Origin of the sequence: Aquibium oceanicum (genome assembly GCF_001889605.1) — a bacterium.
In the GTDB taxonomy this organism is placed as follows: Bacteria; Pseudomonadota; Alphaproteobacteria; order Rhizobiales; family Rhizobiaceae; genus Aquibium; species Aquibium oceanicum.
The window spans coordinates 4,200,786-4,222,191 of sequence record NZ_CP018171.1 but is presented as its reverse complement, the minus strand read 5'-3'; the positions used below and the strand labels follow the sequence as shown (position 1 = coordinate 4,222,191).

Here is a 21,406-nt window from a genome sequence, read left to right as displayed (position 1 = left end):
GCAGCGCCACTATGCGTTTTCGATACCGTGCAGCCGCAAGCGCGGCCTGGGATCGGAAGCATCGCGTTCCTGCCTCCCACCACAGGACAATAGCGACTTTTCTGCGATAGCAAATTGACACATGGCTGCTTTTCTGCTGTTTTTGCTATATCAGATAGAGGCGGGACGGGAAAGCGCTGAACAAGTGCCTGAATTGCTCCTCCAGGGCCAGATCGTGATTGTAACGGCAGCCGGCGGCGGTGCCGGTGCGGTTATCGCGGCTACCTTGGCCGGGGCAGGGGCGCAGGTCTTCGCCTGCGATGTGAATGCGCAGGGTCTGGACGTTCTGGCATCACGCAATCCTGCCATCCACACCATTCCCGCCGACGTGGGAGATGAAGCCGCGATAGAGGACATCGTTCGCCGCGCCGGCGGGCGTATCGACCTTCTCGTCAACAATGTAGGCATCGCCGGGCCGACCGCGAATGCCGAGGACATCACGCTTCAGGACTGGAACGAGTCCATCCGGGTCAACCTGACGAGTCACTTCCTGTTCGCCCGCGCCGTGATACCGGGCATGAAGTCGCAACGCAGCGGCCTCATCCTCAACATCTCCTCCGGCAGTGCCAAAGTCGGTCTTCCCCTGCGACTGCCATACGTGGTGACCAAGGGTGCTGTGCTCAGCCTGACGAAGAACCTCGCGCGTGAACTGGGACCGCACGGCATCAGGGTCAATGCCATCCTTCCCGGAGCCATTCGTGGCGACCGCATCAATCGCGTTATCGATGCCAAGGCGTCCGCACTCGGGGTCGACCGGAACGAGTACGAGCGGCAGCTTCTGCGATATGTCTCGCTGCGCACCATGGTGGAACCGGAAGACATCGCCGCTATGATCGCGTTTCTCGCCTCGCCGGCGGGCGCCCGCATATCTGGGCAGATGATCGGCGTCGACGGAAACGTCGAGTGGGAAGAATGAAGATGGATCACCCCAGGTGGAAGATCGCGGGTCCGGGGTCGGCGCAATGACGATGCAGGGGCACAACGCATTGCCAGCCGTGCTCGCGGATGCGGTCGAGGCCTATAGCGCCGCCAATCCCGAGAGCCAGGCCCTGCACGAACGGGCGAGCCAGGTGATGCCGGGCGGCAACACGCGCACCGTGCTCTACTACACCCCGTTCCCCCTCACCATGGTCTCGGGCTCCGGCTGCCGCCTCGAGGACGCGGATGGCCATACCTATGTCGACTTCCTCGGCGAGTTCACCGCGGGTCTCTATGGCCATTCCGATCCATTGATCGCGGAGGCCATCGCCAAGGCAGTCGCAAACGGCGTGAACCTCGGAAGCCACGGGCCGCAGGAAGCGGCCTTCGCGGAGGCTATCAAGGACCGCTTTCCGTCGATGGAACTGCTGCGCTTCACGAATTCGGGCACCGAGGCGAACATGTTGGCGCTGGCACTTGCCAAGCACGCGACCGGGCGCGGCAAGGTGATGGTGTTCGAGGGCGCGTATCACGGCGGTACCCTGACGTTTCCCGCCTCCGAGGTACCCGTGAACGTGCCGCACGAGTATGTCTTCTCCCGTTTCAACGAGATCGAGGCGACGCGTCAGGCGATACGCGAAACCGGTTCCGACCTCGCCTGCGTCATCGTCGAGCCGATGATGGGCAGCGGTGGCTGTATTCCAGGCGACCCCGCCTTTTTGCAGATGCTGCGTGAGGAGACCGAGGCCGCGGGCGCGCTGCTCGTGTTCGACGAGGTGATGACGTCCCGGCTCAGCCCTGGCGGGTTGCAGTCCGAACTCGGGATACGGCCCGACCTCACCACGCTCGGCAAGTACATCGGCGGCGGCATGTCCTTCGGCGCCTTCGGCGGCCGTGCCGAGGTGATGTCGAACTTCGATCCCTCGAAGACCGGCTCGCTTCCGCATGCCGGCACCTTCAACAACAATGTTCTAACAATGGCGGCGGGTCTCGCCGGACTGACCAAGCGACTGACTCCGGCAGCCGTGCATGACCTCAACGCGCGCGGCGATTCGCTGCGGCGGCGGATCAACGCGGTCCTGGCCGGGGCGGGTGCCGGAATAATCGTCACCGGAATCGGCTCGCTGATGAACATCCACCCGATGAGAACCGAACCGAAGCGGCCGGCGGACCTCGCCGGAGCCGACCAGCGGATGCGCGACCTCATCTTCTTCGACCTGCTGGAAGACGGTTTCTATACCGCGCGGCGAGGATTGCTGGCGCTCAGCCTGCCGATCGGGGACGCGGAATGCGATGCACTGGTCGCCGCGGTGGCGCGGCGCGCGCCGCGCTGGGCGGCATTTCTGGGAAAAGACTGACGAGGCAACGGCTACGGGGGCGACATGCGTTTTGCGGTTGATACGGGGGGGACGTTCACGGACCTGGTCGTCGAGGACGACAGCGGCCTCTGCCGGCTCTACAAGGCCGCGACGACCCCGCACGATCCGGTGGCCGGCATGCTCGACGCTCTTTCCGTTGCAGCCGACGCGGACGGCCGATCGCTCGCCGAATTTCTTGCGGGCGGCAATACGCTGCTGCACGGTACGACCCATGCCATCAATGCGATAATCACAGGACGGACCGCCCGCACCGCCCTGCTCACCACTTCCGGACATGGCGACATCCTGGTGCTGCGGGAGGGCGGTCGCGCCGAGACGTTCAATTTCACGCACGAGTTTCCGGAACCCTATATACCGCGGAGCCTGACCTTCGAGGTACCCGAACGGGTGATGGCCGACGGGTCCGTCCGCCTGACGTTGGACGAAGAGGCTGTGCTCGAGCACATCGAACGGCTGAAGGAAAATGCGGTCGAGGCGGTCGCCGTCTGCCTCCTGTGGTCGATCGTCAACCCCGCGCATGAATTGCGGATCGGCGAACTCCTCGCCGAGCATCTTCCGGGCGTCCCCTTCACGTTGTCACACAAGCTCAACCCGGCCATCCGCGAATTCCGCCGTGCGTCGTCCGCCGCGGTCGACGCGTCGCTCAAGCCGATGATCGCACGCTACATGAGCGACCTGGAGCGGCGGCTGCGCGAGGCGGGCTTCCGCGGTCGCGTCCTGATCGTCACCTCGCAGGCGGGCGTCATCGATGCCGCGGACGCGGCGGAGGCGCCGATCCATATCGTGAACTCCGGCCCATCCATGGCGCCGATCGCGGGCCGCTATTACGCCGCCATCGACAGTGCGGCCGAGGACGCGATCATCGCGGATACCGGCGGCACAACCTACGACGTGTCGATCGTGCGCAAGGGCAACATCCCGACCACGCGCGAAACTTGGATCGGACCGCAATATCGCGGCATCATGCTCGGGTTCCCCTGGGTGGACGTCAAGAGCGTGGGTGCCGGCGGCGGATCGATAGCCTCGATCGACAGTGGCGGCCTGCTGCGGGTCGGCCCGGCGAGCGCCGGCGCCGTCCCCGGGCCCGCCGCGTACGGCCGCGGCGGCACGCATGCCACGGTGACCGACGCGGCCGTCGCTCTCGGTCACATCGATCCGGCATACTTCCTCGGCGGCGCGATGACGCTCGACCCGGAAGCGGCGCGCGCGGCGGTCGAGCGCGACGTCGCCGGACCAGGCAAGCTCCCGGTCGCCGAGGCGGCGGACGCGATCCTGACCATCGCGACCGAGAACATGGTGCAGGCCATCCTGGACATCACCGTCAAGCAGGGGATCGACCCGCGCGAAGCGGTGCTCATCGGCGGTGGCGGCGCGGCTGGCCTCAATTCTGTGCGCATCGCTCGGCGCCTCGGTTGCCGGACGCTGATCATCCCGGAAACCGGCCCGGCCCTTTCGGCGGCGGGCGCGTTGATGTCGGAACTGAAGGCTGAGTACCATGCCGCCCAGGTCGCCCATACCGACAGTTTCGACCACGACGCGGTCAACGCCACACTGTCCGCGCTGGCGCGGAAGGCGAGGGACTTCGCCGCCGGGCCGGGGGCCGGCGCGCTGGAGACCACGATCACCTTCAAGGCCGACGCGCGCTACGCGACCGAGGTGTGGGAGATCGAGGTTCCGCTTCGCGAAGGTTCGGTATCGGATGCTGGCGCGCTGTCGGAGTTCGTCGAGGATTTTCACCGCACGCACGAGACGTTGTTCTCGTTCCGCGACGAAGGCTCCTTCATAGAGATTGTCGGGTGGTCGGCATCCGTGACGTGCCGGCTTTCTGAAAGGAAGGACCTGCGTCTCGCCTCGCCGGCCGGCATCAAGGAAAAGTGGGTCCGCAATGCCTGGTTCGCGGGCATCGGATGGGCTGAGACCGACGTCTATCGCTTCGAGACATTGAAGGCAGGAGAAAGGATCGACGGTCCGGCCATCGTGGAGAACGACTATACCACGGTCATCGTCGATCCCGGCGCGAGCGCCGAGAGGCGGCCGTCCGGCAGTCTCGTCGTCGACGTCGGCCAGCAGTGAGGAGATGGCCATGGATCTCGTTACACTCGCACTCTTGAACAACCGCTTCGAAGGCGTGGCCCGCAAGATGGCGAACACGCTGCTCAGGACCGGACGCTCCGGTGTGCTCAACATCGCGCGCGACTTTTCCTGCTGCATCGTAACCGCCGACGCGGAGCTTCTGGTCGCCAATGAGGGCCTGCCCATCCACGTGCTGTCCGGCCCAGACATCATGGCCAGATACATGAAGGAATATTGTCCCGACCTCAAAGCCGGGGACGCCTTCATCAACAATTCGCCCTATCATGGCTGCAGCCACGCGGCCGATCACACCATCCTGGTACCGATCGTCGATGACGAGGGGCGTCATAGGTTCACGGTGCTGGCAAAGGCCCATCAGGCCGACATCGGCAACTCGATCCCCACGACCTATCACGGCGCGGCGCGCGACGTGTACGAGGAAGGCGCGCTGATCTTCCCGTCGGTGCGGGTACAGGAGAACTATCAGACCAACCAAGACTTCGTGCGCATGTGCCGTATGCGGATCCGCGTCCCGGACCAATGGTGGGGCGATTTTCTGGCGGCGCTGGGGGCTGCGCGCATCGGCGAGCAGGAAATTAGGACGATGGCGGCCGAAGTCGGCTGGGACGCGCTCGAGGCTTTCAGCCGCGAATGGCTCGACTATTCCGAGAAGCGTATGATCGAAGCGGTGCGCGCCCTGCCGAGTGGTCGCGCGACGCGTCTCAGCCGGCACGATCCGTTCCCGGGCACGCCGGAGGACGGCATACCGGTCACGGTGCATGTCGGCATCGACGCCGAAGCGGCGCGGATCTCCGTCGATCTCACCGAGAACATGGATTGCCTGCCTTGCGGCCTCAACCTATCGGAGGCGTGCACGCGTACCGCCGCCATGGTCGGCATCTTCAACTCCATCGATCACACCGTGCCAAAGAACGCCGGCAGCTTTCGCCGCATCGATCTGCGCCTCAAGGACAACTGCGTGGTCGGCGTGCCCCGTCATCCGACCTCCTGCTCCGTGGCCACCACCAACGTGGCGGACCGTGTCGCGAACCCGGTTCAGTGCGCCATCGCGGAGATCGCGGAGGGCAGGGGAATGGCCGAGTGCGGCGCCGTCATCCCGCCCTCGGTCGCGGTGATCTCGGGCATCCACCCGCGCGACGGCAAACCCTTCATCAATCAGGTGTTCCTGGGCATGACCGGCGGCGCTGGCAGCCCGAGCGCCGACGCATGGCTCACGATCGGCCACGTCGGCAACGCCGGCATGTGCAACCTCGATTCTGTCGAACTCGACGAGTTGCGCCAGCCGCTCTACGTCGCGTCGCGCCGGCTGCTGCCGGATACGGAGGGCGCCGGCGAGCATGTCGGGGCACCGTCTATCGCGGTCGAGTTCGGGCCGGTCGGTTGCGACATCTCCGTCGGCTACGTCAGCGACGGCGTCGTCAACGCCGCGCTGGGAACGCGTGGCGGTGGGGAAGGCGGCCCGGCCAACCAGTATCTGATCGAAGAGAACGGCAGCCGCGAACCCTTGCCGTCATGCGCCCAGGTCGACGTCGCCGACCGCCAACTCGTCCTGTCCATCTCGGCCGGAGGTGGGGGCTACGGAAACCCGAAATCGCGGCCGGCGGAGAAGGTCGCCCGCGATGTGGGTCTTGGGCGGATCACCGCCGAAAGGGCCCGGGCCGTCTATGGCGTGGTGCTGGGCAAAGACGGTTCGATCGATCCTGAAGAAACCGCGCGACTTCGCGCGGCCGCATGAAAGAGATCAACGAACTGGTCAAGGAGGACCAAAAAATGAAAATGGGAACACGCATCTTTCTTACGACCCTGATCGCGGCAACGCCATTCGCGGCGACCGCGCAGGAGGACGTGACGGTCGGCTTCGCCATTGCGCTGTCGGGCTTCGTCGCGCCCTATGACGACGGACCCTACAAGGCCGCGAAGCTCGCGATCGAGGAGATCAATGCCAAGGGCGGGCTGCTCGGGCGCAAGATCGTAGAGGTTTCGGCCGATACCGCGTCCGATCCCGCACAGGGTGCCACGGCGGCCACGGACGTTCTGTCCAAGAACGCCGAACTCGTCATGGTCACCTGCGACTTCGATTTCGGCGCACCCGCCGCTCTCGTCGCCCAGTCGCAGGACAAGATCGCCTTCTCGTCCTGCGCCGCCGACGCCAAGTTCGGCGTGCAGGGCATTGGCCCGAACGCCTACACGATGGCGACCGCCACGAACCACCAGGGCGCCATCCTGGCGGAGTTCGCCTGGAAGACCCTGGGCAAGCGGAACGTCTACATCCTCAACGACCTCCAGGTCGAGTACAACAAGTCGCTGTGCTCCAACTTCGAGAAGCGCTGGCGCGAACTCGCCGGAGGCGAAGGCGTTGCCGGTTATGACGAGTACAATGCCGGAAACGACACCGTCATCGCCGCGCAGGTCAGCCGCATGAAGGATGCCGAGGCGAAGTCGGACGTGATCATGTTCTGCGGAGCGATCAACGGCGGCTCCTACATCCGCCAGATCCGCGCCGCCGGCATCGACCTGCCGATGATCACCGGTGAATCCATGGACGGCACCTACTGGCTGGAAGCGGTTCCGGACCTGAGCACCTTCTACAACCTCACCTACGGCAGCATCCACGGCGACGACCCCGAGCCGCGCGTCAACGAGTTCGTCGAGGCCTTCACAAAGGCATACGGCGAAGCGCCGGTAACCGGTCACGCGCTCACCGGCTACAGTGTGATCGAAGCGTGGGCGTTGGCAGTCGAACGTGCCGGCACATTCGAAACCGAAGCCGTGCGCGCACAGCTGGATAGCTTCTCGGAAGAGGATCTGCTGGTCGGCAAGACCTCCTTCACCAGCGACCTTCACATCAGCAACGCCCGACCCATGACGATCATCGAGATCGAAGGAGGCAAGGCCTCGGCGACCGGCGTGTTCGATGCCGAGAAAACCCCCGAGATCACCTTCTGAGGCCTGGGGGGTAATAAAAGACAACCGGGCGGTGAACGTGAACGCGCTTCGTGCCGAAGACATCGGTGTCCGGTTCGGCGGCGTCGTGGCACTCCACGACGTCTCCCTCGAGATCAGGCCCGGCGAAATCGTCGGCCTGATCGGCGCCAACGGTGCGGGCAAAAGCACGCTCATCAACGTCATGTCGGGCTTTCAGCGGCCGACGACCGGGGGCGTCTGGCTGGGCGACCGGGCGTTGCTGAAACTCTCCCCTCACATGGTCGCGCGGGCAGGCGTGGTTCGAACGTTCCAGGGCGTGCGGCTGTTTGGGGAACTCACCATAGCCGAGAACGTGGCCGCGGTGGCTGCGGTGATGGGGAGTCCGGGGTTTGCCACGAAGGAACTCCTCGCAGCAGTCGGGCTTTCGGGCGACTTCGACCGGAAAGCCGCGACGCTGAGCTATTCGGATCAGAGGAAGCTGGCGATCGCCCGCGCGCTTGCCCTGGAGCCTGGCTTTCTGCTGCTCGACGAGCCCGCCGCGGGAATGTCGCCGCAGGAGGCCGAACAACTGGGCGTCGCGCTCAAGGAACTCGTCGAGCGCAGGGGCATCGGGCTGCTGCTGGTCGAGCACAACATGGATCTCGTCATGTCCGTCTGTCCGCGGCTGGTCGTCCTCGACGTCGGCCGCGTCATCGCCACCGGGCCGTCCGCTACCGTGCGCGCCGATCCGAAGGTCAGGGCGGCTTATCTCGGCGGGGTGCCACATGGCACTGCTTGAACTGGACCGCCTTTGGGTGAGCTACGGCCCCGTCCCGGCGCTGCGGGACGTGTCGCTTTCACTCGAAGAAGGGGAGACGCTTGCGGTCGTGGGGCCGAACGGCGCCGGCAAGACCACGCTCACGCTCGCCATCGCCGGTGCTCTGCCGGCCGCCGCAGGTACACTGCGGCTCGACGGGAAGCCGATCGGCGGGCTGCGCACCGAGGACGTCGCGCTGATGGGCATTGCCCTCGTGCCGGAGGGACGGCGCATCTTCGACGGACTGACCGTCCACGAGAATCTGCTCATGGGAATGTCGCGGCGGCTCGGCGACCGTGCTGCACGAAACAGGGCGCTGGCCGAAATCCACGCCATGTTCCCGATTCTCGCCGAGCGCCGCAACGGCATGGCAACCCGGCTCTCCGGCGGCGAGCAGCAGCAGCTTGCAATCGCGCGGGCGTTGCTCTCGCGCCCCCGTCTCCTGATCCTCGACGAGCCGTCACTCGGTCTTGCACCTCTTCTGGTCGACCGCGTGTACGACGTCCTTCGGGAATTGCGCGCCAGCGGTCTCAGCATCCTCCTGGTCGAGCAGAATCCGATGCGGATCGGCGCCGTGGCCGATCGCGTCATGGTGCTCTCTGGCGGTGAGGTACGCCTGGAAGGTCTGGCAGCCGACCTGCTCGGGGATGCCCGGCTGGAGAACGCCTACCTCTCCGGCGGGGAGCATGCCTGATGAGCTGGATCGTCCAGGCCCTGATCGACGCCCTGAGCATCGGCTCGATCTATGCGCTCACGGCGCTCGGGATCGGCCTGATTTTCGGCATCATGCGGCTGATCAACTTCGCCCATGCCGAGTTCATCACCGTGACGGTCTACATCCTCGTGCTGGCGATCGGGCTGGGCTTTCCCGTCGCGCTTTTCTTCGCGGCGGGTGGCGCGCTGGTGCTGGCGCTGCTTTCGGAGCGGCTGGCGTTCCGTCCGGTGCGGGGGGCCAATCCCTCGACCCTTCTGATCACCAGCTTCGCGCTCAGCTACCTGCTGCAGAACACCCTGGTGCTGATCTTCGGAGCCCGCCCGATGGGGCTAAACATCCTGCCTTCGCTTTCGCAGCCGCTGCTGATCGGCGACGTGCGCGTGCCCATGATCCAGGTCGTCACGATCGCCGTGACGATCCTGCTGCTACTGGGCACGGGTGCCTTCCTGCGTAAGACCCGGATCGGCATCGAGATGCGGGCGGCGGCAGTGGACTTCCAGATGGCGCGGCTGTTGGGCATCCGCGCCAACCGGGTCATCGCGGTGGCGTTCGGACTGAGCGGCATCCTGGCCTCGTCGGCGGCGGTGCTCTACGTCGCCCAGACGGGGGTCGTCGAACCACGCCTCGGGCTCCACCTGGCGCTGATCGGCTTCGTTGCGACCGTCGTCGGGGGCATGGGCAGCCTGCCGGGCGCGGTCCTCGGAGGCCTGGCGGTCGGCATGGTCACGGTCTTCCTGCAGGTGCTGCTGCCGGCCGACCTGCGTCCGTTCCGCGAAGCCTTCGTCTACATGGCGGTCATCATGGTCCTTGTCCTGCGGCCGCAGGGGCTGTTCCGCCCAGCCTCCGCCCGGGAGCGCGTCTGATGGGTGCGCGGGTCCAGACATACGTTCTCCTCGCCGGGCTGATTTTGCTGGCGACGCTTCCCGGCTATCTCGGGTCCGCGGCGACGGCGCGCTTCGCGGTCGACATGATGGTCAAACTGGCGTTCGTGATCGGCCTCTCCATCTTCGTCTCGAACACCGGCATCCTTTCGTTCGGGCATGCGGCCTTCGCCGGGATCGCGGCCTATACGTCGGCATGGTTCACCATCCCCGTGATAACCAAGAAGGTGTTCCTGCCCGACCTGCCGGCCTTCGTGCTGTCGACCGACCTGGGGCTCTGGGGCGGCATGGCCCTAGGGATGCTGCTTGCCGCCATCGTCGCCGCCATCTTCGGTGTCGCGGTGGTTCGGCTGGCGGGCATCGGCGCCAGCATCGCGACGCTGGCGTTCCTCGCCATCGTCAACACCACCATGTCCCACGCGACCGGCCTGACCAAGGGAACCGCCTCGCTGATCGGCCTGCCGCTCTCGGTCAATCTGCCGGTCGCCACCGCCGTCGTCCTCGCCTCTCTGCTGGTGGCGAGCGTCTTCGCCGGTTCGCGGGCCGGCCTGATGCTTCGGGCTTCGCGCGAGGACGAGGTGGCCGCGCTCGCATCGGGAATCGCGGTTCGCCGGCTGCGGCTTGCCGCCTTCGTCCTGTCGGCGGCGCTCGTGGGGGCTAGCGGGGTCCTGCAAGGCCACGCGATCGGCATTCTCTCCGTCAGCCAGTTCTATCTCGAACTGACATTCCTCACCCTGGCGATGCTCGTCATCGGTGGCCAGCACAGCCTTTCAGGGGCGGTGGTCGGCGCGATCGCGATCGCCTTCGTGGGTGAGGTGCTTCGCAACCTAGCCGGCGGGTTCGCGATCGCCGGGTTGACGATTCCCGCCATGCCGGGGCTGCGCGAGGTTGGTCTGGCGATCCTCATGCTCGTCGTTCTCATCCTCAGACCGAGCGGCATCACAGGAAATCGCGAATTGACGTTTGCGAACCTTCTGCGGCGCGGGACACGGCGGCGAGAAGCACAGGCAGATACTGCTATATCAGATTGACGGCGCGCCGATATCGCGCTTAACTGCGATATCAGAAGGAATGCGGATCATGCGTGCAGGGATCATCGGGACCGGTCTGATCGGTCGCGGTTGGGCAACGGCTTTTGCCAGGGCAGGCTGGAGCGTCAGCCTCTGGGATCATGCGCCGGGCGCTGCGGCCTTGGCCCTGTCCTCGGTCAAGATGGCGCTCGACGACATGGCGTCGGTCGGACTGGTCGCCGATCCGTCCGCGGCGGCCGCGCGCATCCGAGTGTCCGATACGCTTCCCGATGCCTTGCAGGATACGGACTACGTTCAGGAAAGCGTTCCGGAAGACGCAGAGATAAAACGTGGCGTGTTCGAGCTTCTCGATCGCTATGCGCCCGCAGGCGTGCCGATCGGGAGCTCCTCCAGTTCGATCGTCGGGAGCCGGTTCCTTTCTGAAATCCCAGGCCGCGACCGTTGCATCGTCGCCCATCCGGCAAATCCGCCCCACCTCATGCCGGTCGTAGAGGTGGCGCCATCACTCTGGCACGACGAGGCGTTCGTAGCGGAGGTGTGCGGCCTGCTGGCATCGATCGGCCAGGTGCCGGTGGTCGTGCGCAAGGAGATCGAAGGCTTCGTCATGAATCGCCTGCAGACGGCGGTGGTGAACGAAGCCGTGGCGCTCGTCGCCAGAGGCGTCATCGATCCAGCGGATCTCGACGCGGTGATGAAACACAGCCTCGGATTGCGCTGGGCCCTCATGGGACCCTTCGAGACCATGGACCTGAACGCTCCGAACGGCTTCCTCGACTACGCCACCCGCTACGGTCACCTCTACCAGTCGATGGGACGCGACCTGCATGTGGGGGAAGCATGGCCGGACGACGCCTTGCGGACCATCGAAGACAGCCGGCGGCAGGAAACTCCCCGCGCGGAGGTGGGCGAGCGGATGCGCTGGCGCGACAGGGCGCTCATGCGCCTGATGTCATTGAAAGACAAACTCTAGTCATCAGCGGAGGGGTATCCAACCCATGTCGGGAAAAGTCATCATCACCTGTGCAATCACGGGCGGAATTCACACACCGACCATGTCCCCGCACCTTCCTATCACGCCGCAGGAGATCGCAACTTCGGCGATCGAGGCGGCGGAGGCGGGCGCCGCGATCATCCACCTGCACGCGCGCGACCCTGAAACAGGGCGGCCGCGGCAGGATCCGGACCTGTTCATGCAGTTCCTGCCGCGCATCAAGCAATCGACCGATGCCGTGCTGAACCTGACGACCGGCGGCGGGCTCGGCATGACGCTCGACGAGCGCCTCGCGCCGGCCCATCGCGCGAAGCCGGAGGTCACCAGCCTCAACATGGGCTCCATGAACTTCTCCGTCGCACAGCTGGCGCGCAAGTTCACCGAATGGAAGTTCGACTGGGAGAAGTCCTACGTCGAGAACTCCTGGAGTACGATCTATCCCAACAGCTTCGACATGATCGAGCGCATCATGGTGGAGGTCGGCCAGGCTTACGGCACCCGGTTCGAGTTCGAATGCTACGATCTGGGCCACCTCTACAACCTGAAGCAGTTTGTCGACCGCGGCCTGGTCGAGCCTCCCTTCTTCATCCAGGGCGTATTCGGCATCGCGGGCGGGATGGGTGCGGAACTCGACAACCTGATGTTCTTCAAGCAGACGGCGGACCGGCTTTTCGGGTCGGACTACCGTCTGTCCTCCTTCGGCATCGGAAAGGCCCAGATGGGATTCCTGACGATGACCGCGCTGATGGGCGGAAATGTGCGGGTGGGTCTCGAGGACTCACTCTACATCGGCCGCGGCAAGCTCGCCAAGTCGAACGCCGAACAGGTGACGAAGATACGGCGGATCATCGAGGAACTCGGAATGGAAATCGCGACGCCCGCAGAGGCGCGAGAAGTTCTGGGCCTGAAAGGCGGCGACAAGGTCGGATTCTGACTTCAACAAAGGAGAATGGGAAATGATCATGAAACGTCGTGAATTCCTGGCTGCCGCGGCCGCCGGCGCGGGCACCGTCGCACTGGCAGCGCCGGCCGTCGCGCAGGAAACGTTCCGCTGGCGGATGGCAAACCTCTATCCGCGCGGCGTGTCCTTCGGGATCGCGTACGAGGCCTTCACCAAGAAGGTCGAGGCTATGACCGGCGGCCGCCTGGTGATTGAAAACGTCTATGACGGCGAAGGGGTCGGCGCCACCGAAGTCTTTTCGGCGGTCAAGAGCGGACTGGTCGAGATGGGCTCGCCCTATATGGCGCTTCATGCCGGCGAACTGCCGGCCGGCGTGGTGGAACTCGGCCTGCCAGGCGGCCCCGAGCGCTTCGACCAGATCTACACGATGATCTCCAAGGGAGGTTGGGGCGAAATCCTCAAAGAAACCTATGGCAGCCAGGGCATGGTCCACATCGGCGACATCATGCAGCCGGGGGTGTACCTGCTGACCAAGAAGCCGATCAATTCTCTCGCCGATCTCGCCGGGATGAAGCTGCGGGCACCCGGTGCCTATGGCAGTCACATGCGTGAGCTGGGCGTGGCGCCGGTCACCATGGCCTTCGCGGAGGTATACACCAGCCTCGCCACCGGCGTGATCGACGGCTGCGCCAGTTCCAACCTCGTCGATTACCGTGACGGCAAATGGTACGAGCAGGCAAAGTACCTCTACCCGCTGCCTCTCTCGGGCGCCCAGACCAGCCCCATCATCGTCAACAAGGCGGCTTGGGATACGCTGCCGGCCGACCTCCAGGCAGCTCTGCTGACGGCGCAGGTCGACCATTGCTGGGAACATGTCGGCCTTTCCATCATGACGGTAGGCGAGGCGGTCGAGGAGATGAAGGCGGGTGGGGCCGAATTCACGGCGGCGCCGTCGGAGGAGGACCGTCAGAAATGGCGGGAGGCCGCCGAGAAGGTTTGGCAGGAATATGCCGCTGCAGATCCCGCGTCGAAGCGGCTCGTCGAGGCGCAGGGAAGCTTCCTGGCCAAGATCGGTGCCTGACGATCCATGGAGCGCCTGCGCAACATCGCGGCGGTCATCGATCAGCTGAGCGAGCGGACCGGCCGCGCGCTCAGCTGGCTGATGCCTGCGATGGTGCTGGTGATCGCATTAGAGGTTGTGGCACGCTACCTCTTCGCCGCGCCCACGATCTGGGCGTATGACAGCGCTCTCATGCTGTACGCCTGGCTCGGACTTCTTGGCGGCGCATTCGCCATGAAGCGCGGGGCTCACATCCGGGTGGACCTGTTCAGGGATCGACTGTCCCCGCGCGGCCAGGCAATCCTCGAACTGATCGGAGCGCCGCTCGTCGCGTTCTTCCTCTGCCTGGTGGTCTGGCAGGTGGGCAACGCTGCACTCGACGCTTGGCAAACCGGGAGCCGCCGCCCCACCGAATGGGCGCCCCCGCTCGTTTTGTTTCTGGCTGCCGCGCCTCTCGGGGCTGCCTTCCTGCTCCTGCAACTCGTGTCCCAAGTCATCAAGGCGCTGGACGTTCTGATGCATGGTGGCGCTTCCCGATGAGCGTCGAACTCCTCACCCTCGTGCTCTTCGGTGCCGTTCTCCTGGTCTTCGCGCTGGGGATCCCGGTAAGCTTCGGCCTCGGAGCGGTCTCGATGGCGATCGCCACCTTTTCCTGGGGCCCCCAGGCCTACAAGGTGATCCCGACCACGGCACTCAACTCGGTAACGAGTTTCATCCTGCTGGCGATTCCGCTGTTCCTCTTCATGGGGCAGATGCTGGTCCGCTCGGGCTTGGGGGAGGCAATGTTCCAGGCCGCCTACGTGCTCGCAGGCCGTTTGCGCGGCGGGCTCGCGCTGGGCGTCATTGGCGTCTGCAGCCTGATCGGAGCCATGGTCGGCATCATCGGTGCCGGCATCATGACCGCCGGCTCGGTCGCCCTGCCGCCGATGCTGGCGCGCGGCTACGACCGGCGGCTGGCGCTCGGTGTGGTCATGGCCGCGGGAAGCCTCGGCATCCTGATACCCCCGAGCGTGCCGATGATCATCTTCGGTGCGGCTACGAGCACCTCGATCGGCAAGCTGTTTGCCGCGGCCCTGCTGCCGGCCCTGCTGCTCGTGCTGTTCTTCGCCATCTACGTGGTTACGCTGTGCTGGCTGAAGCCCGGAGCCGGCCCGGCCATCGAATTCCGGCCGACGCGACGCGACAAGGCCCTTGCGGCGCGCGACGGCGGCGTGGCCTTTCTGCTGATCCTCGCCGTGCTCGGCACCATCCTCGGCGGCCTCGCAACGCCGACCGAGGCCGGTGCATTGGGTGCGGTCGGCGCGACGCTCGTCGCGGTCCTCTATGGACGATTCAATCTCGGTGTCCTGCGCAGTGCCAGCATCGAAGCGGGCCAGCTCGCATCGGTCGTGGCATGGATCGTGCTCGGTGCCGCCGTCTTCTCCAACTTCCACCTCCTGATGGGCGCGGGGCGCCTGCTCAACCGCTTCTCTGCCGATTCCGGTCTGCCGCCTATCGCCATCATCCTGATGATGCAGCTTTCGATGATCCTGCTGGGCATGATCATCGACGAGATGATCATCGTCATCGTGTGTGCGCCGCTCTACACCCCGATCGCGGTTGCGCTCGGCTACGATCCGATCTGGTTCGGTATCCTCATGATCATCAACATGAGCATCGCGGTACAAACGCCGCCCTACGGCTTTGCGCTGTTCTACCTGAAGGCGGTGGCGCCACCGGACGTGTCCATGGCCGACATCTATCGATCAGTCGCTCCCTTCGTGGCGCTGAAGGTGTTGCTCCTGCTCATCGTCATGCTGTTCCCGCCGATCGCGACATGGCTGCCGAGCATGCTGTTCGACTAGCCCGCGGGTTGTGCGCGATGCGCGGAACTGGATGGGCGAAATCCGGGTGTGATACGAATTCGATCCTGCTGGCACGCATATCGCTCCGTGAGATACCGGTACGAGATTTCTCGGATCCAGTTGCCTCTGCAACCATACGAGGCGCGCTCTGACACGGGACACTGACGATCGATACTCTGTGAAGCAAATGGTGATGTGATGGCGCGAACACGACGATCCGGAGTACTCGGAAAGGTCAGCTCCCAGGCGGCGATCACCAGGCATGACGACGAGCTAGAGCATGACTGCAACGCTTCACTGCTCATTGGGACGCGGAAGTCGGGCGCGGCGTCCCTTCGACCTTTCATCGACTCGCCGGGGCGGTCCAAAATTCGCCGTCGAGCTGATCCTCGTGGAAAAAGCGCGGCGGCACGGAGCGAGCACCAGTAAGGATCAAGAGGCGCAGTGCCGGATGAGTCACGGTCTCATCATATAGACTTTGATAGAACGCGGGCGAGTCCAGTCAGGGCGAGAATTTTTTCGCTCGCTTGTGTCGCGGCTTGTTCAGCTTCATCGTGATAGTAGGCGCTCGACTCCGCTGCCTGCGGGTCGGAACACCGGCATCCGGTTGGCGGTGTCGCCGATCCAGGTGGTGTTGGAAATCATGTATCCAGCGAATATGAAGGCCGCAACGGCAGGAGCATGTCGACGACCAGCATTCGCTACGATCTCGTGGACCTTCGCCTCTTCATCAGCATCGCAGAGGCAGGGAATCTGACGCGGGGAGCCGAGCGGGCGCATCTGTCGGTCGGCGCGGCTTCCATGCGGATCAAGAATCTGGAAGAGGCTCTGGGCACTCCGCTGTTCATGCGCCGCAGCAAGGGCGTCACTCTCACGCCGGCGGGGGACTCGCTGCTGACGCATGCTCGACGGGTGTTTCGAGACCTGGAACGGCTGCACGGCGATCTGCAGTCCTTTTCCCGTGGTCTCAAAGGGCGGATCCGGGTCTTTGCGAACACCACCGCGATCACGGAGATCCTCCCCAGAGCACTCGGCTCCTACCTGATATCCCATCCTTACGTCGACGTGGAACTGGAGGAGCGGCTCAGTCCCGAGATCGCGCGCGCGGTCGCGGACGGGTCGGCCGACATCGGCATCCTGGCCGGAAACATCCGGACGGACGAACTCCAGGTTCTCCCCTACCAGAAGGACAGCCTCGTCCTCGCCGTCCCCAGCGGGCATCCGCTCGCGGCGCAGGGGGAGATCGATTTCGCCGAGGCATCGGCACTCAGCTTCGTTTCGCTGCAAAGGGGAAGTGCGATCCACGGCTTCATGGAGAACATCGCCGCGGAGATGGGAATGGAGCAGGACATCCGCATCAAAGTGGCCGGGTTCGGGTCGTTGTGCCGGATGGTCGAGGCCGGTGTCGGCGTCGGGATCCTGCCCGGCTCCGTCGCGCACCGGCTGAAGGAAAGCCACGACATCGCCGTGGTGGCGCTTTCCAATCCCTGGGCGGTGCGTGAGTTGAAAATCTGCGTACAGTCGCTCGACGACCTGCCGTCCTTCGCCCGCGAGCTCGTCGACCACCTGATCGCGCAGTCTTCGCCCGGCAATGCCTGACCGCGGTTCGTTCAGGCGCGCCGCAGGCAAGCTTCCGCGAATCCGAACGTCGCCATCCGCGGGATGGGCTAGGCTGTCCTTCTCAGCAACCCGACAGGTGAGGACGACATGCAACGCAGGAAAGACGGAACCGCCGTCATCAGACAGATGATGGGAGACGAGATGGCCGAGCGGCTCATCGCCTCGGCCGAATCGAAGACGTTCGGCGCCGATGTCGCGGGCTATGCGATCGACCAGGCCTTCGGCGAGATCTGGACGCGCGAGGGCCTCGATCGGAAGCAGCGCAGCCTCGTCTCGATGGCGGTGATGATCGCACTGAAGCAGCCGAACGAGTTCGGCATTCACATGAACATCGCGCTCAACAACGGCCTGACACTCGCCGAGATCGAGGAAGTCATCGTCCAGACCTTGCCCTATGTCGGGTTTCCGGCCGTGGCGACGGCGCTGGCTTCGGCCAACGCAGTAATCAAGGCGCGCGGCCTCGACGAAAGCCCGGATTACGAGGGGCATCGCGGGCTTCTCTAGCTGCCCGTTCGCGCGGGCCGCATCCTCCATTCAGCAACGACGAACGCAGGGAAGGCGCCATCGCTTTGACTCTGATCACTTGATCAGATAGCGTTTCTGATCATTGGATCAGCACATACTGATCACTGGATCAGGGTGGAGAAGCTTAGGTGCAGAGGGCGATCAACGCGCAGGTTCAGGATACGACGCGGGTCAGCGAGACCCGCGAGCGCATTATCCGCGCAGCGATAGCGGTGTTCCGGCGTAAGGGCTTCCATGGCGCGACAACGCGCTGCATGGCCGAGGAAGCGGGCGTTACCCAGAGCAACATCTACAACTACGTGCGCTCCAAGGACGACATCCTCTATCTGGTCTGCGAGCATCTGGTGGGGCTTTATTCGGCGAGCGTCGACCGCGTCATGCGCGACCACGCGGACCCATACGACCGCCTGATCAATGCGCTGAGAGGCATCATGGCGGTGATGTTCGAACACCGCGACGAGCTGGTGCTCCTCTACAACGAGGTCCACGCGCTCCAGAAACCCGACCGCAAGCTCGTCCTGAAGGCGGTGGCCCGCTTCATACGGCAGTTCCAGCAATTGCTCGACGACTATGTGGCCGATGGCGGCCGGTTGAGGTTCGCCAACACGCGCATATCGGCCAACCTTCTCTCGTTCGTCCCGGCCATCGTCGCCCTGCGCTGGTGGGACCTGTCGCTTCACAGCGATCGGCAGGAGGCGGAGCAGGCGATTTTCGACTTCATCCTGGCCGGACTGGGAATTCCCGGTCCAGAGACCGGGAGATGAGCGGCGCCGGTCCCTGTGGAGCTCGGGACCGGCGTTTGCTCACGACGAAAACGACAAACACGAAAGCGGAGGAAACACAGATGACTGGACGATTGCACGCGGCGGCAGCCGCAATGAAGATCCTTGTCGCGGCCGGCGTTCTCGCGCTCGGCGTGGGTTCGGCGATGACGCAGGACGGGATCGAGGAACGCAGCTTGCGTTTCGCGATGTCCGTGGGGGTTAACTCTCCGTGGACCCAGGCCGCCCAGCGCTTCGCGGACAATGTCGAGGAGGCGAGCGGCGGCAAGATCGAGATCACCGTCTATCCCGACGGCCAGCTTTCGAACGGCAACCAGGTCGCCGAATTCGAGCTGCTGCAGAACGGCACCGTCGACTTCACCTTCCACTCCAGCATCATCCTGAGCATCGTGGATCCGCGCTTCAGCCTCTTCTCGATGCCGTGGATCGCACCCTCCGGAGAGGAGCTGTTCGCGCTCATCGACGGTCCTGGACAAGAGGTTTGGGACGGATTGTCGGAAAAGGGTGTGAAGCCGCTCGGCGGGTTCTCGACCAGCGGCTTCCGCCAGCTCACTAACAACGAGCGCCCCGTCACCAAGCCTGAGGACCTCGATGGGCTGACGCTACGTGTCCCCGGTCTCAAGCTCTACCAGGACGTCTTCAAGGCCATGGGGGTCAATCCCGTGCCGACGAGTTTCGGCGAGCTCTACGGCGCTCTCCAGCAGGGTGTCGTCGACGGCCAGGAGAATCCGATCAGCCTGATCTACGTGTCCAATTTCCACGAGGTCCAGGACTACATGACGATCTGGAACTATTCGGCGGACGCGATCGGCATCCTGACGAACCAGGCGCTGTGGGACGACCTGAGCCCTCAGGAGCAGGAGATCTTCACGATCGCGGCGAAGGATGCCGCCTCCTGGCATCGCGCTGAGCAGTCGGCGGCCGACACGAAGCTTCTCGAGGAAATCGGGACGTCGCTGGAGGTCGTCACGCTGACACCCGAACAGATCGCCGCCTTCCGCGAGAAGATGGCGCCGATCTATGCGGAGTGGGAGCCGGTCATCGGCGCGGATCTCCTGAAATCGGCGATGGGAAACTAGGGCGGAACCGGCGCGGCTCCGGCCGCGCCATACCTCCCGCGAGATCGTCATGGCAGAGCAACAACAGCCGCGCGTCCCGATCGCAGTGGTCTTCGAGCACAGGGTGCTCGAAGCCGCGCTGCTGGTCCTGCTCGCCCTCAACACGATCAGCATCGCCGCACGCTATGTCTTCAATCACGCCATCGGCGAACTCTTCGAACTCATGATCCTGGGAAGCGTCGCCTTCTACTGGCTCGGCATCGCGACCGCCGAACGCGCCAAGGCGCATCTCGGCGTGTCGGTCTTCGTACCGCTGCTGCCGTCCAGCCTGCGCAGCGCCTGCGAGCTGTTGCGGCTCATCGTCATCGCGGGCTTCCTACTCGGTGTCGTCTACAGCGGCTGCCTTCTCGTTGCGGGCCAGCTGCGGTTGGGATTGACCTCGGGGCTGCTCGACATGCCGCTGTGGCTGTTCTCCGTCTTCATGCCGGCGGGAGCCGCGCTCATGCTCTGGCGCGTCCTGCGCGGCCATTTCGCAGGCGGGCGGCAATGAACGACACGGTCTTGCTCATCGTCCTGCTGGCTGCCTTCATCGCCATCAACGTTCCCGTCGCCATCGCGCTCGGCGCCTCGGCGCTGGTGGTCGGCTTCCTGATCCAGGGAAACCTGGGCTTCGTCGCCTCGATCCTGTTCTCGTCGCTGCAGAAGATCGAACTGCTCGCCATTCCCTTCTTCATCCTCGCCGGCAACGTCTTCGACCGGTCCGGCATCATGCGGCGCCTTTTCGGTCTGGTCGATTCGCTGGTCGGCCGGGTACGCGGCAAGACCGCGATCGTGACCAGCGGCGTCTCGGTGCTTCTCGGCGGGCTGTCGGGGAGCGGACCGGCGGACACCGCCGCGCTCGGCGCGACGCTTGGGCCGATCATGCGGGAGCGTGGCTACTCGAGGGGTTTTGCTGCGTCCGTCATCTCGGCCGGCGGAGCGCTTGGCCTGGTGGTACCGCCGAGCATCGCCTTCATCCTCTATGGGGTCGCCGTTCCAGGCGTCTCGATCGGCCGCATGTTCGTGGCCGGCATCCTGCCGGGTATGCTTATGGGCGTGCTGATCGCGATCTGCGCCTGGGTCATCTGCGTGCGCCGCTCTTATGATCCGCCGCGCGACCGCTTCTCGTTCTCGGCCGTGAAGGGCGCGTTCGCGCAGAGCGTATTCGGCCTCCTGGCGCCGCTGGTCATCATCGGCGGGATCTATCTGGGCATATTCACGCCGACCGAGGCGGCGGGTGTCGCTGTCGTCTACGGTCTGCTGGTCGGCATCTTCATCTACCGCGAGATCGGTTTCCGGCACCTGCCCGAGATCGCCCGCGTGACGATGATCGACACTGCCGTGGTGCTTTTCATTGTCGCCTGCGCCTCGCTCTTCTCCTGGGTCATCACGATCGATGGAACCGTGGTGCGCTGGGTGGCGGATTTCTCCTCGTCGGTGAGTGCCGAATGGCAGGTCTTCCTGCTCGCCGCGATCGTGCTCCTCATCGCCGGGCTCTTCATCGACGGCGCCTCGATCTACCTGATCCTCGTGCCGCTCCTGATCCCGGCGGTGCGCGCGCAGGGGATCGACCTGACATGGTTCGGCGTCTTCGTCGCGGTCGCAGTGGCGATCGGGCAGTTCACGCCGCCGGTCGGGGTGAACCTCTTCGTGGCCGCGCGCGTGCTGGACGTCCGGGTCGAAGAGATTCTCCGCGAGATCCTGCCCTTCGTGGCAGTGTCGATGTTTGCCCTCGTGCTCCTCTATCTCTTTCCGGCGATCACGCTTTGGTTGCCGTCCACCATGCCGAAATGACCAGACTGGGAGAC

At 64.7% G+C, this 21,406-nt stretch carries 20 protein-coding genes and 1 pseudogene; 20 read left to right on the top strand and 1 reads right to left on the bottom strand.

Annotated features, from left to right (window positions below):
- Positions 1 to 121: 121 nt before the first annotated feature.
- From BSQ44_RS20640 to BSQ44_RS20575, 14 genes are read left to right on the top strand one after another with little or no spacing between them, the layout of a single operon-like run.
- Complete coding sequence (locus BSQ44_RS20640) at positions 122 to 955, top strand: SDR family oxidoreductase (RefSeq protein WP_083534850.1); 834 nt, start codon at positions 122 to 124, stop codon at positions 953 to 955.
- A gap of 52 nt (positions 956 to 1,007) precedes the next feature.
- Positions 1,008 to 2,315: an aspartate aminotransferase family protein gene (locus BSQ44_RS20635; RefSeq protein ID WP_072608193.1), complete on the top strand. Its 1,308-nt coding sequence runs from the start codon at positions 1,008 to 1,010 to the stop codon at positions 2,313 to 2,315.
- 24 nt (positions 2,316 to 2,339) lie between these two features.
- Entirely contained in the window at positions 2,340 to 4,409 is a 2,070-nt protein-coding gene (locus tag BSQ44_RS20630; protein WP_072606972.1) for a hydantoinase/oxoprolinase family protein, read from the top strand.
- A gap of 10 nt (positions 4,410 to 4,419) precedes the next feature.
- Complete coding sequence (locus BSQ44_RS20625) at positions 4,420 to 6,165, top strand: hydantoinase B/oxoprolinase family protein (protein WP_210187889.1); 1,746 nt, start codon at positions 4,420 to 4,422, stop codon at positions 6,163 to 6,165.
- A 35-nt stretch (positions 6,166 to 6,200) separates the two neighbouring features.
- Positions 6,201 to 7,376, top strand: a complete 1,176-nt coding sequence (locus tag BSQ44_RS20620; protein WP_157894653.1) for an ABC transporter substrate-binding protein — start codon at positions 6,201 to 6,203, stop codon at positions 7,374 to 7,376.
- Between the two features lie 37 nt (positions 7,377 to 7,413).
- The gene (locus tag BSQ44_RS20615) at positions 7,414 to 8,133 is read left to right on the top strand and encodes an ABC transporter ATP-binding protein (RefSeq protein WP_072608191.1); all 720 of its coding nucleotides are present in this window, start codon (positions 7,414 to 7,416) and stop codon (positions 8,131 to 8,133) included.
- A complete protein-coding gene (locus BSQ44_RS20610; RefSeq protein WP_072606970.1) occupies positions 8,120 to 8,845 on the top strand; it encodes an ABC transporter ATP-binding protein in 726 nt (241 codons plus the stop codon). The genes BSQ44_RS20615 and BSQ44_RS20610 overlap by 14 nt, the downstream gene beginning before the upstream one ends.
- A complete protein-coding gene (locus BSQ44_RS20605) occupies positions 8,845 to 9,729 on the top strand; it encodes a branched-chain amino acid ABC transporter permease (RefSeq protein ID WP_072606969.1) in 885 nt (294 codons plus the stop codon). The genes BSQ44_RS20610 and BSQ44_RS20605 overlap by 1 nt, the downstream gene beginning before the upstream one ends.
- Complete coding sequence (locus BSQ44_RS20600) at positions 9,729 to 10,778, top strand: branched-chain amino acid ABC transporter permease (RefSeq protein ID WP_072606968.1); 1,050 nt, start codon at positions 9,729 to 9,731, stop codon at positions 10,776 to 10,778. Before BSQ44_RS20605 ends, BSQ44_RS20600 begins: the two co-directional genes overlap by 1 nt.
- Positions 10,779 to 10,818: 40 nt before the next feature.
- A complete protein-coding gene (locus tag BSQ44_RS20595; RefSeq protein ID WP_083534847.1) occupies positions 10,819 to 11,748 on the top strand; it encodes a 3-hydroxyacyl-CoA dehydrogenase in 930 nt (309 codons plus the stop codon).
- A 25-nt stretch (positions 11,749 to 11,773) separates the two neighbouring features.
- Complete coding sequence (gene kce, locus BSQ44_RS20590; protein WP_072606967.1) at positions 11,774 to 12,703, top strand: 3,5-dioxohexanoate:acetyl-CoA acetone transferase; 930 nt, start codon at positions 11,774 to 11,776, stop codon at positions 12,701 to 12,703.
- 28 nt (positions 12,704 to 12,731) lie between these two features.
- A complete protein-coding gene (gene dctP, locus BSQ44_RS20585) occupies positions 12,732 to 13,751 on the top strand; it encodes a TRAP transporter substrate-binding protein DctP (protein WP_157894652.1) in 1,020 nt (339 codons plus the stop codon).
- Between the two features lie 6 nt (positions 13,752 to 13,757).
- Positions 13,758 to 14,270 carry a TRAP transporter small permease subunit gene (locus BSQ44_RS20580; RefSeq protein WP_072606965.1) on the top strand — a complete coding sequence of 171 codons (513 nt, stop codon included), beginning with the start codon at positions 13,758 to 13,760 and terminating at the stop codon, positions 14,268 to 14,270.
- Positions 14,267 to 15,574: a TRAP transporter large permease gene (locus tag BSQ44_RS20575; protein ID WP_072606964.1), complete on the top strand. Its 1,308-nt coding sequence runs from the start codon at positions 14,267 to 14,269 to the stop codon at positions 15,572 to 15,574. The genes BSQ44_RS20580 and BSQ44_RS20575 overlap by 4 nt, the downstream gene beginning before the upstream one ends.
- A gap of 259 nt (positions 15,575 to 15,833) precedes the next feature.
- On the opposite strand, the pseudogene BSQ44_RS27570 reads toward BSQ44_RS20575, so the two are convergent.
- Positions 15,834 to 16,067 (bottom strand): annotated as a pseudogene (locus BSQ44_RS27570) (integrase); the annotation flags it as partial.
- 188 nt (positions 16,068 to 16,255) lie between these two features.
- On the opposite strand from BSQ44_RS27570, the gene BSQ44_RS20570 reads away from it, so the two are divergent.
- From BSQ44_RS20570 to BSQ44_RS20545, 6 genes are all read left to right on the top strand, one after another.
- Entirely contained in the window at positions 16,256 to 17,173 is a 918-nt protein-coding gene (locus BSQ44_RS20570; protein WP_072606963.1) for a LysR family transcriptional regulator, read from the top strand.
- 108 nt (positions 17,174 to 17,281) lie between these two features.
- On the top strand, positions 17,282 to 17,698 hold the full coding sequence (locus BSQ44_RS20565; protein WP_072606962.1) for a carboxymuconolactone decarboxylase family protein: 417 nt from the start codon (positions 17,282 to 17,284) through the stop codon (positions 17,696 to 17,698).
- A 149-nt stretch (positions 17,699 to 17,847) separates the two neighbouring features.
- Positions 17,848 to 18,483, top strand: coding sequence for a TetR/AcrR family transcriptional regulator (locus BSQ44_RS20560; protein ID WP_072606961.1), 636 nt, complete (start codon positions 17,848 to 17,850; stop codon positions 18,481 to 18,483).
- Between the two features lie 80 nt (positions 18,484 to 18,563).
- Entirely contained in the window at positions 18,564 to 19,580 is a 1,017-nt protein-coding gene (locus BSQ44_RS20555; RefSeq protein WP_157894651.1) for a DctP family TRAP transporter solute-binding subunit, read from the top strand.
- 49 nt (positions 19,581 to 19,629) lie between these two features.
- Positions 19,630 to 20,109 carry a TRAP transporter small permease gene (locus BSQ44_RS20550; RefSeq protein ID WP_072606959.1) on the top strand — a complete coding sequence of 160 codons (480 nt, stop codon included), beginning with the start codon at positions 19,630 to 19,632 and terminating at the stop codon, positions 20,107 to 20,109.
- Positions 20,106 to 21,392 (top strand): TRAP transporter large permease, encoded by a 1,287-nt coding sequence (locus tag BSQ44_RS20545; RefSeq protein WP_072606958.1) that lies wholly within the window; start codon positions 20,106 to 20,108, stop codon positions 21,390 to 21,392. The genes BSQ44_RS20550 and BSQ44_RS20545 overlap by 4 nt, the downstream gene beginning before the upstream one ends.
- Positions 21,393 to 21,406 lie beyond the last annotated feature (14 nt).

Coding starts and splice junctions, on each gene's coding strand:
- BSQ44_RS20640 (WP_083534850.1), top strand. CDS start 122: ATGGCTGCTTTTCTGCTGTTTTTGCTATATCAGATAGAGGCGGGACGG.
- BSQ44_RS20635 (WP_072608193.1), top strand. CDS start 1,008: ATGCAGGGGCACAACGCATTGCCAGCCGTGCTCGCGGATGCGGTCGAG.
- BSQ44_RS20630 (WP_072606972.1), top strand. CDS start 2,340: ATGCGTTTTGCGGTTGATACGGGGGGGACGTTCACGGACCTGGTCGTC.
- BSQ44_RS20625 (WP_210187889.1), top strand. CDS start 4,420: ATGGATCTCGTTACACTCGCACTCTTGAACAACCGCTTCGAAGGCGTG.
- BSQ44_RS20620 (WP_157894653.1), top strand. CDS start 6,201: ATGAAAATGGGAACACGCATCTTTCTTACGACCCTGATCGCGGCAACG.
- BSQ44_RS20610 (WP_072606970.1), top strand. CDS start 8,120: ATGGCACTGCTTGAACTGGACCGCCTTTGGGTGAGCTACGGCCCCGTC.
- BSQ44_RS20605 (WP_072606969.1), top strand. CDS start 8,845: ATGAGCTGGATCGTCCAGGCCCTGATCGACGCCCTGAGCATCGGCTCG.
- BSQ44_RS20600 (WP_072606968.1), top strand. CDS start 9,729: ATGGGTGCGCGGGTCCAGACATACGTTCTCCTCGCCGGGCTGATTTTG.
- BSQ44_RS20595 (WP_083534847.1), top strand. CDS start 10,819: ATGCGGATCATGCGTGCAGGGATCATCGGGACCGGTCTGATCGGTCGC.
- kce (WP_072606967.1), top strand. CDS start 11,774: ATGTCGGGAAAAGTCATCATCACCTGTGCAATCACGGGCGGAATTCAC.
- dctP (WP_157894652.1), top strand. CDS start 12,732: ATGAAACGTCGTGAATTCCTGGCTGCCGCGGCCGCCGGCGCGGGCACC.
- BSQ44_RS20580 (WP_072606965.1), top strand. CDS start 13,758: ATGGAGCGCCTGCGCAACATCGCGGCGGTCATCGATCAGCTGAGCGAG.
- BSQ44_RS20575 (WP_072606964.1), top strand. CDS start 14,267: ATGAGCGTCGAACTCCTCACCCTCGTGCTCTTCGGTGCCGTTCTCCTG.
- BSQ44_RS20570 (WP_072606963.1), top strand. CDS start 16,256: ATGTCGACGACCAGCATTCGCTACGATCTCGTGGACCTTCGCCTCTTC.
- BSQ44_RS20565 (WP_072606962.1), top strand. CDS start 17,282: ATGCAACGCAGGAAAGACGGAACCGCCGTCATCAGACAGATGATGGGA.
- BSQ44_RS20555 (WP_157894651.1), top strand. CDS start 18,564: ATGACTGGACGATTGCACGCGGCGGCAGCCGCAATGAAGATCCTTGTC.
- BSQ44_RS20550 (WP_072606959.1), top strand. CDS start 19,630: ATGGCAGAGCAACAACAGCCGCGCGTCCCGATCGCAGTGGTCTTCGAG.
- BSQ44_RS20545 (WP_072606958.1), top strand. CDS start 20,106: ATGAACGACACGGTCTTGCTCATCGTCCTGCTGGCTGCCTTCATCGCC.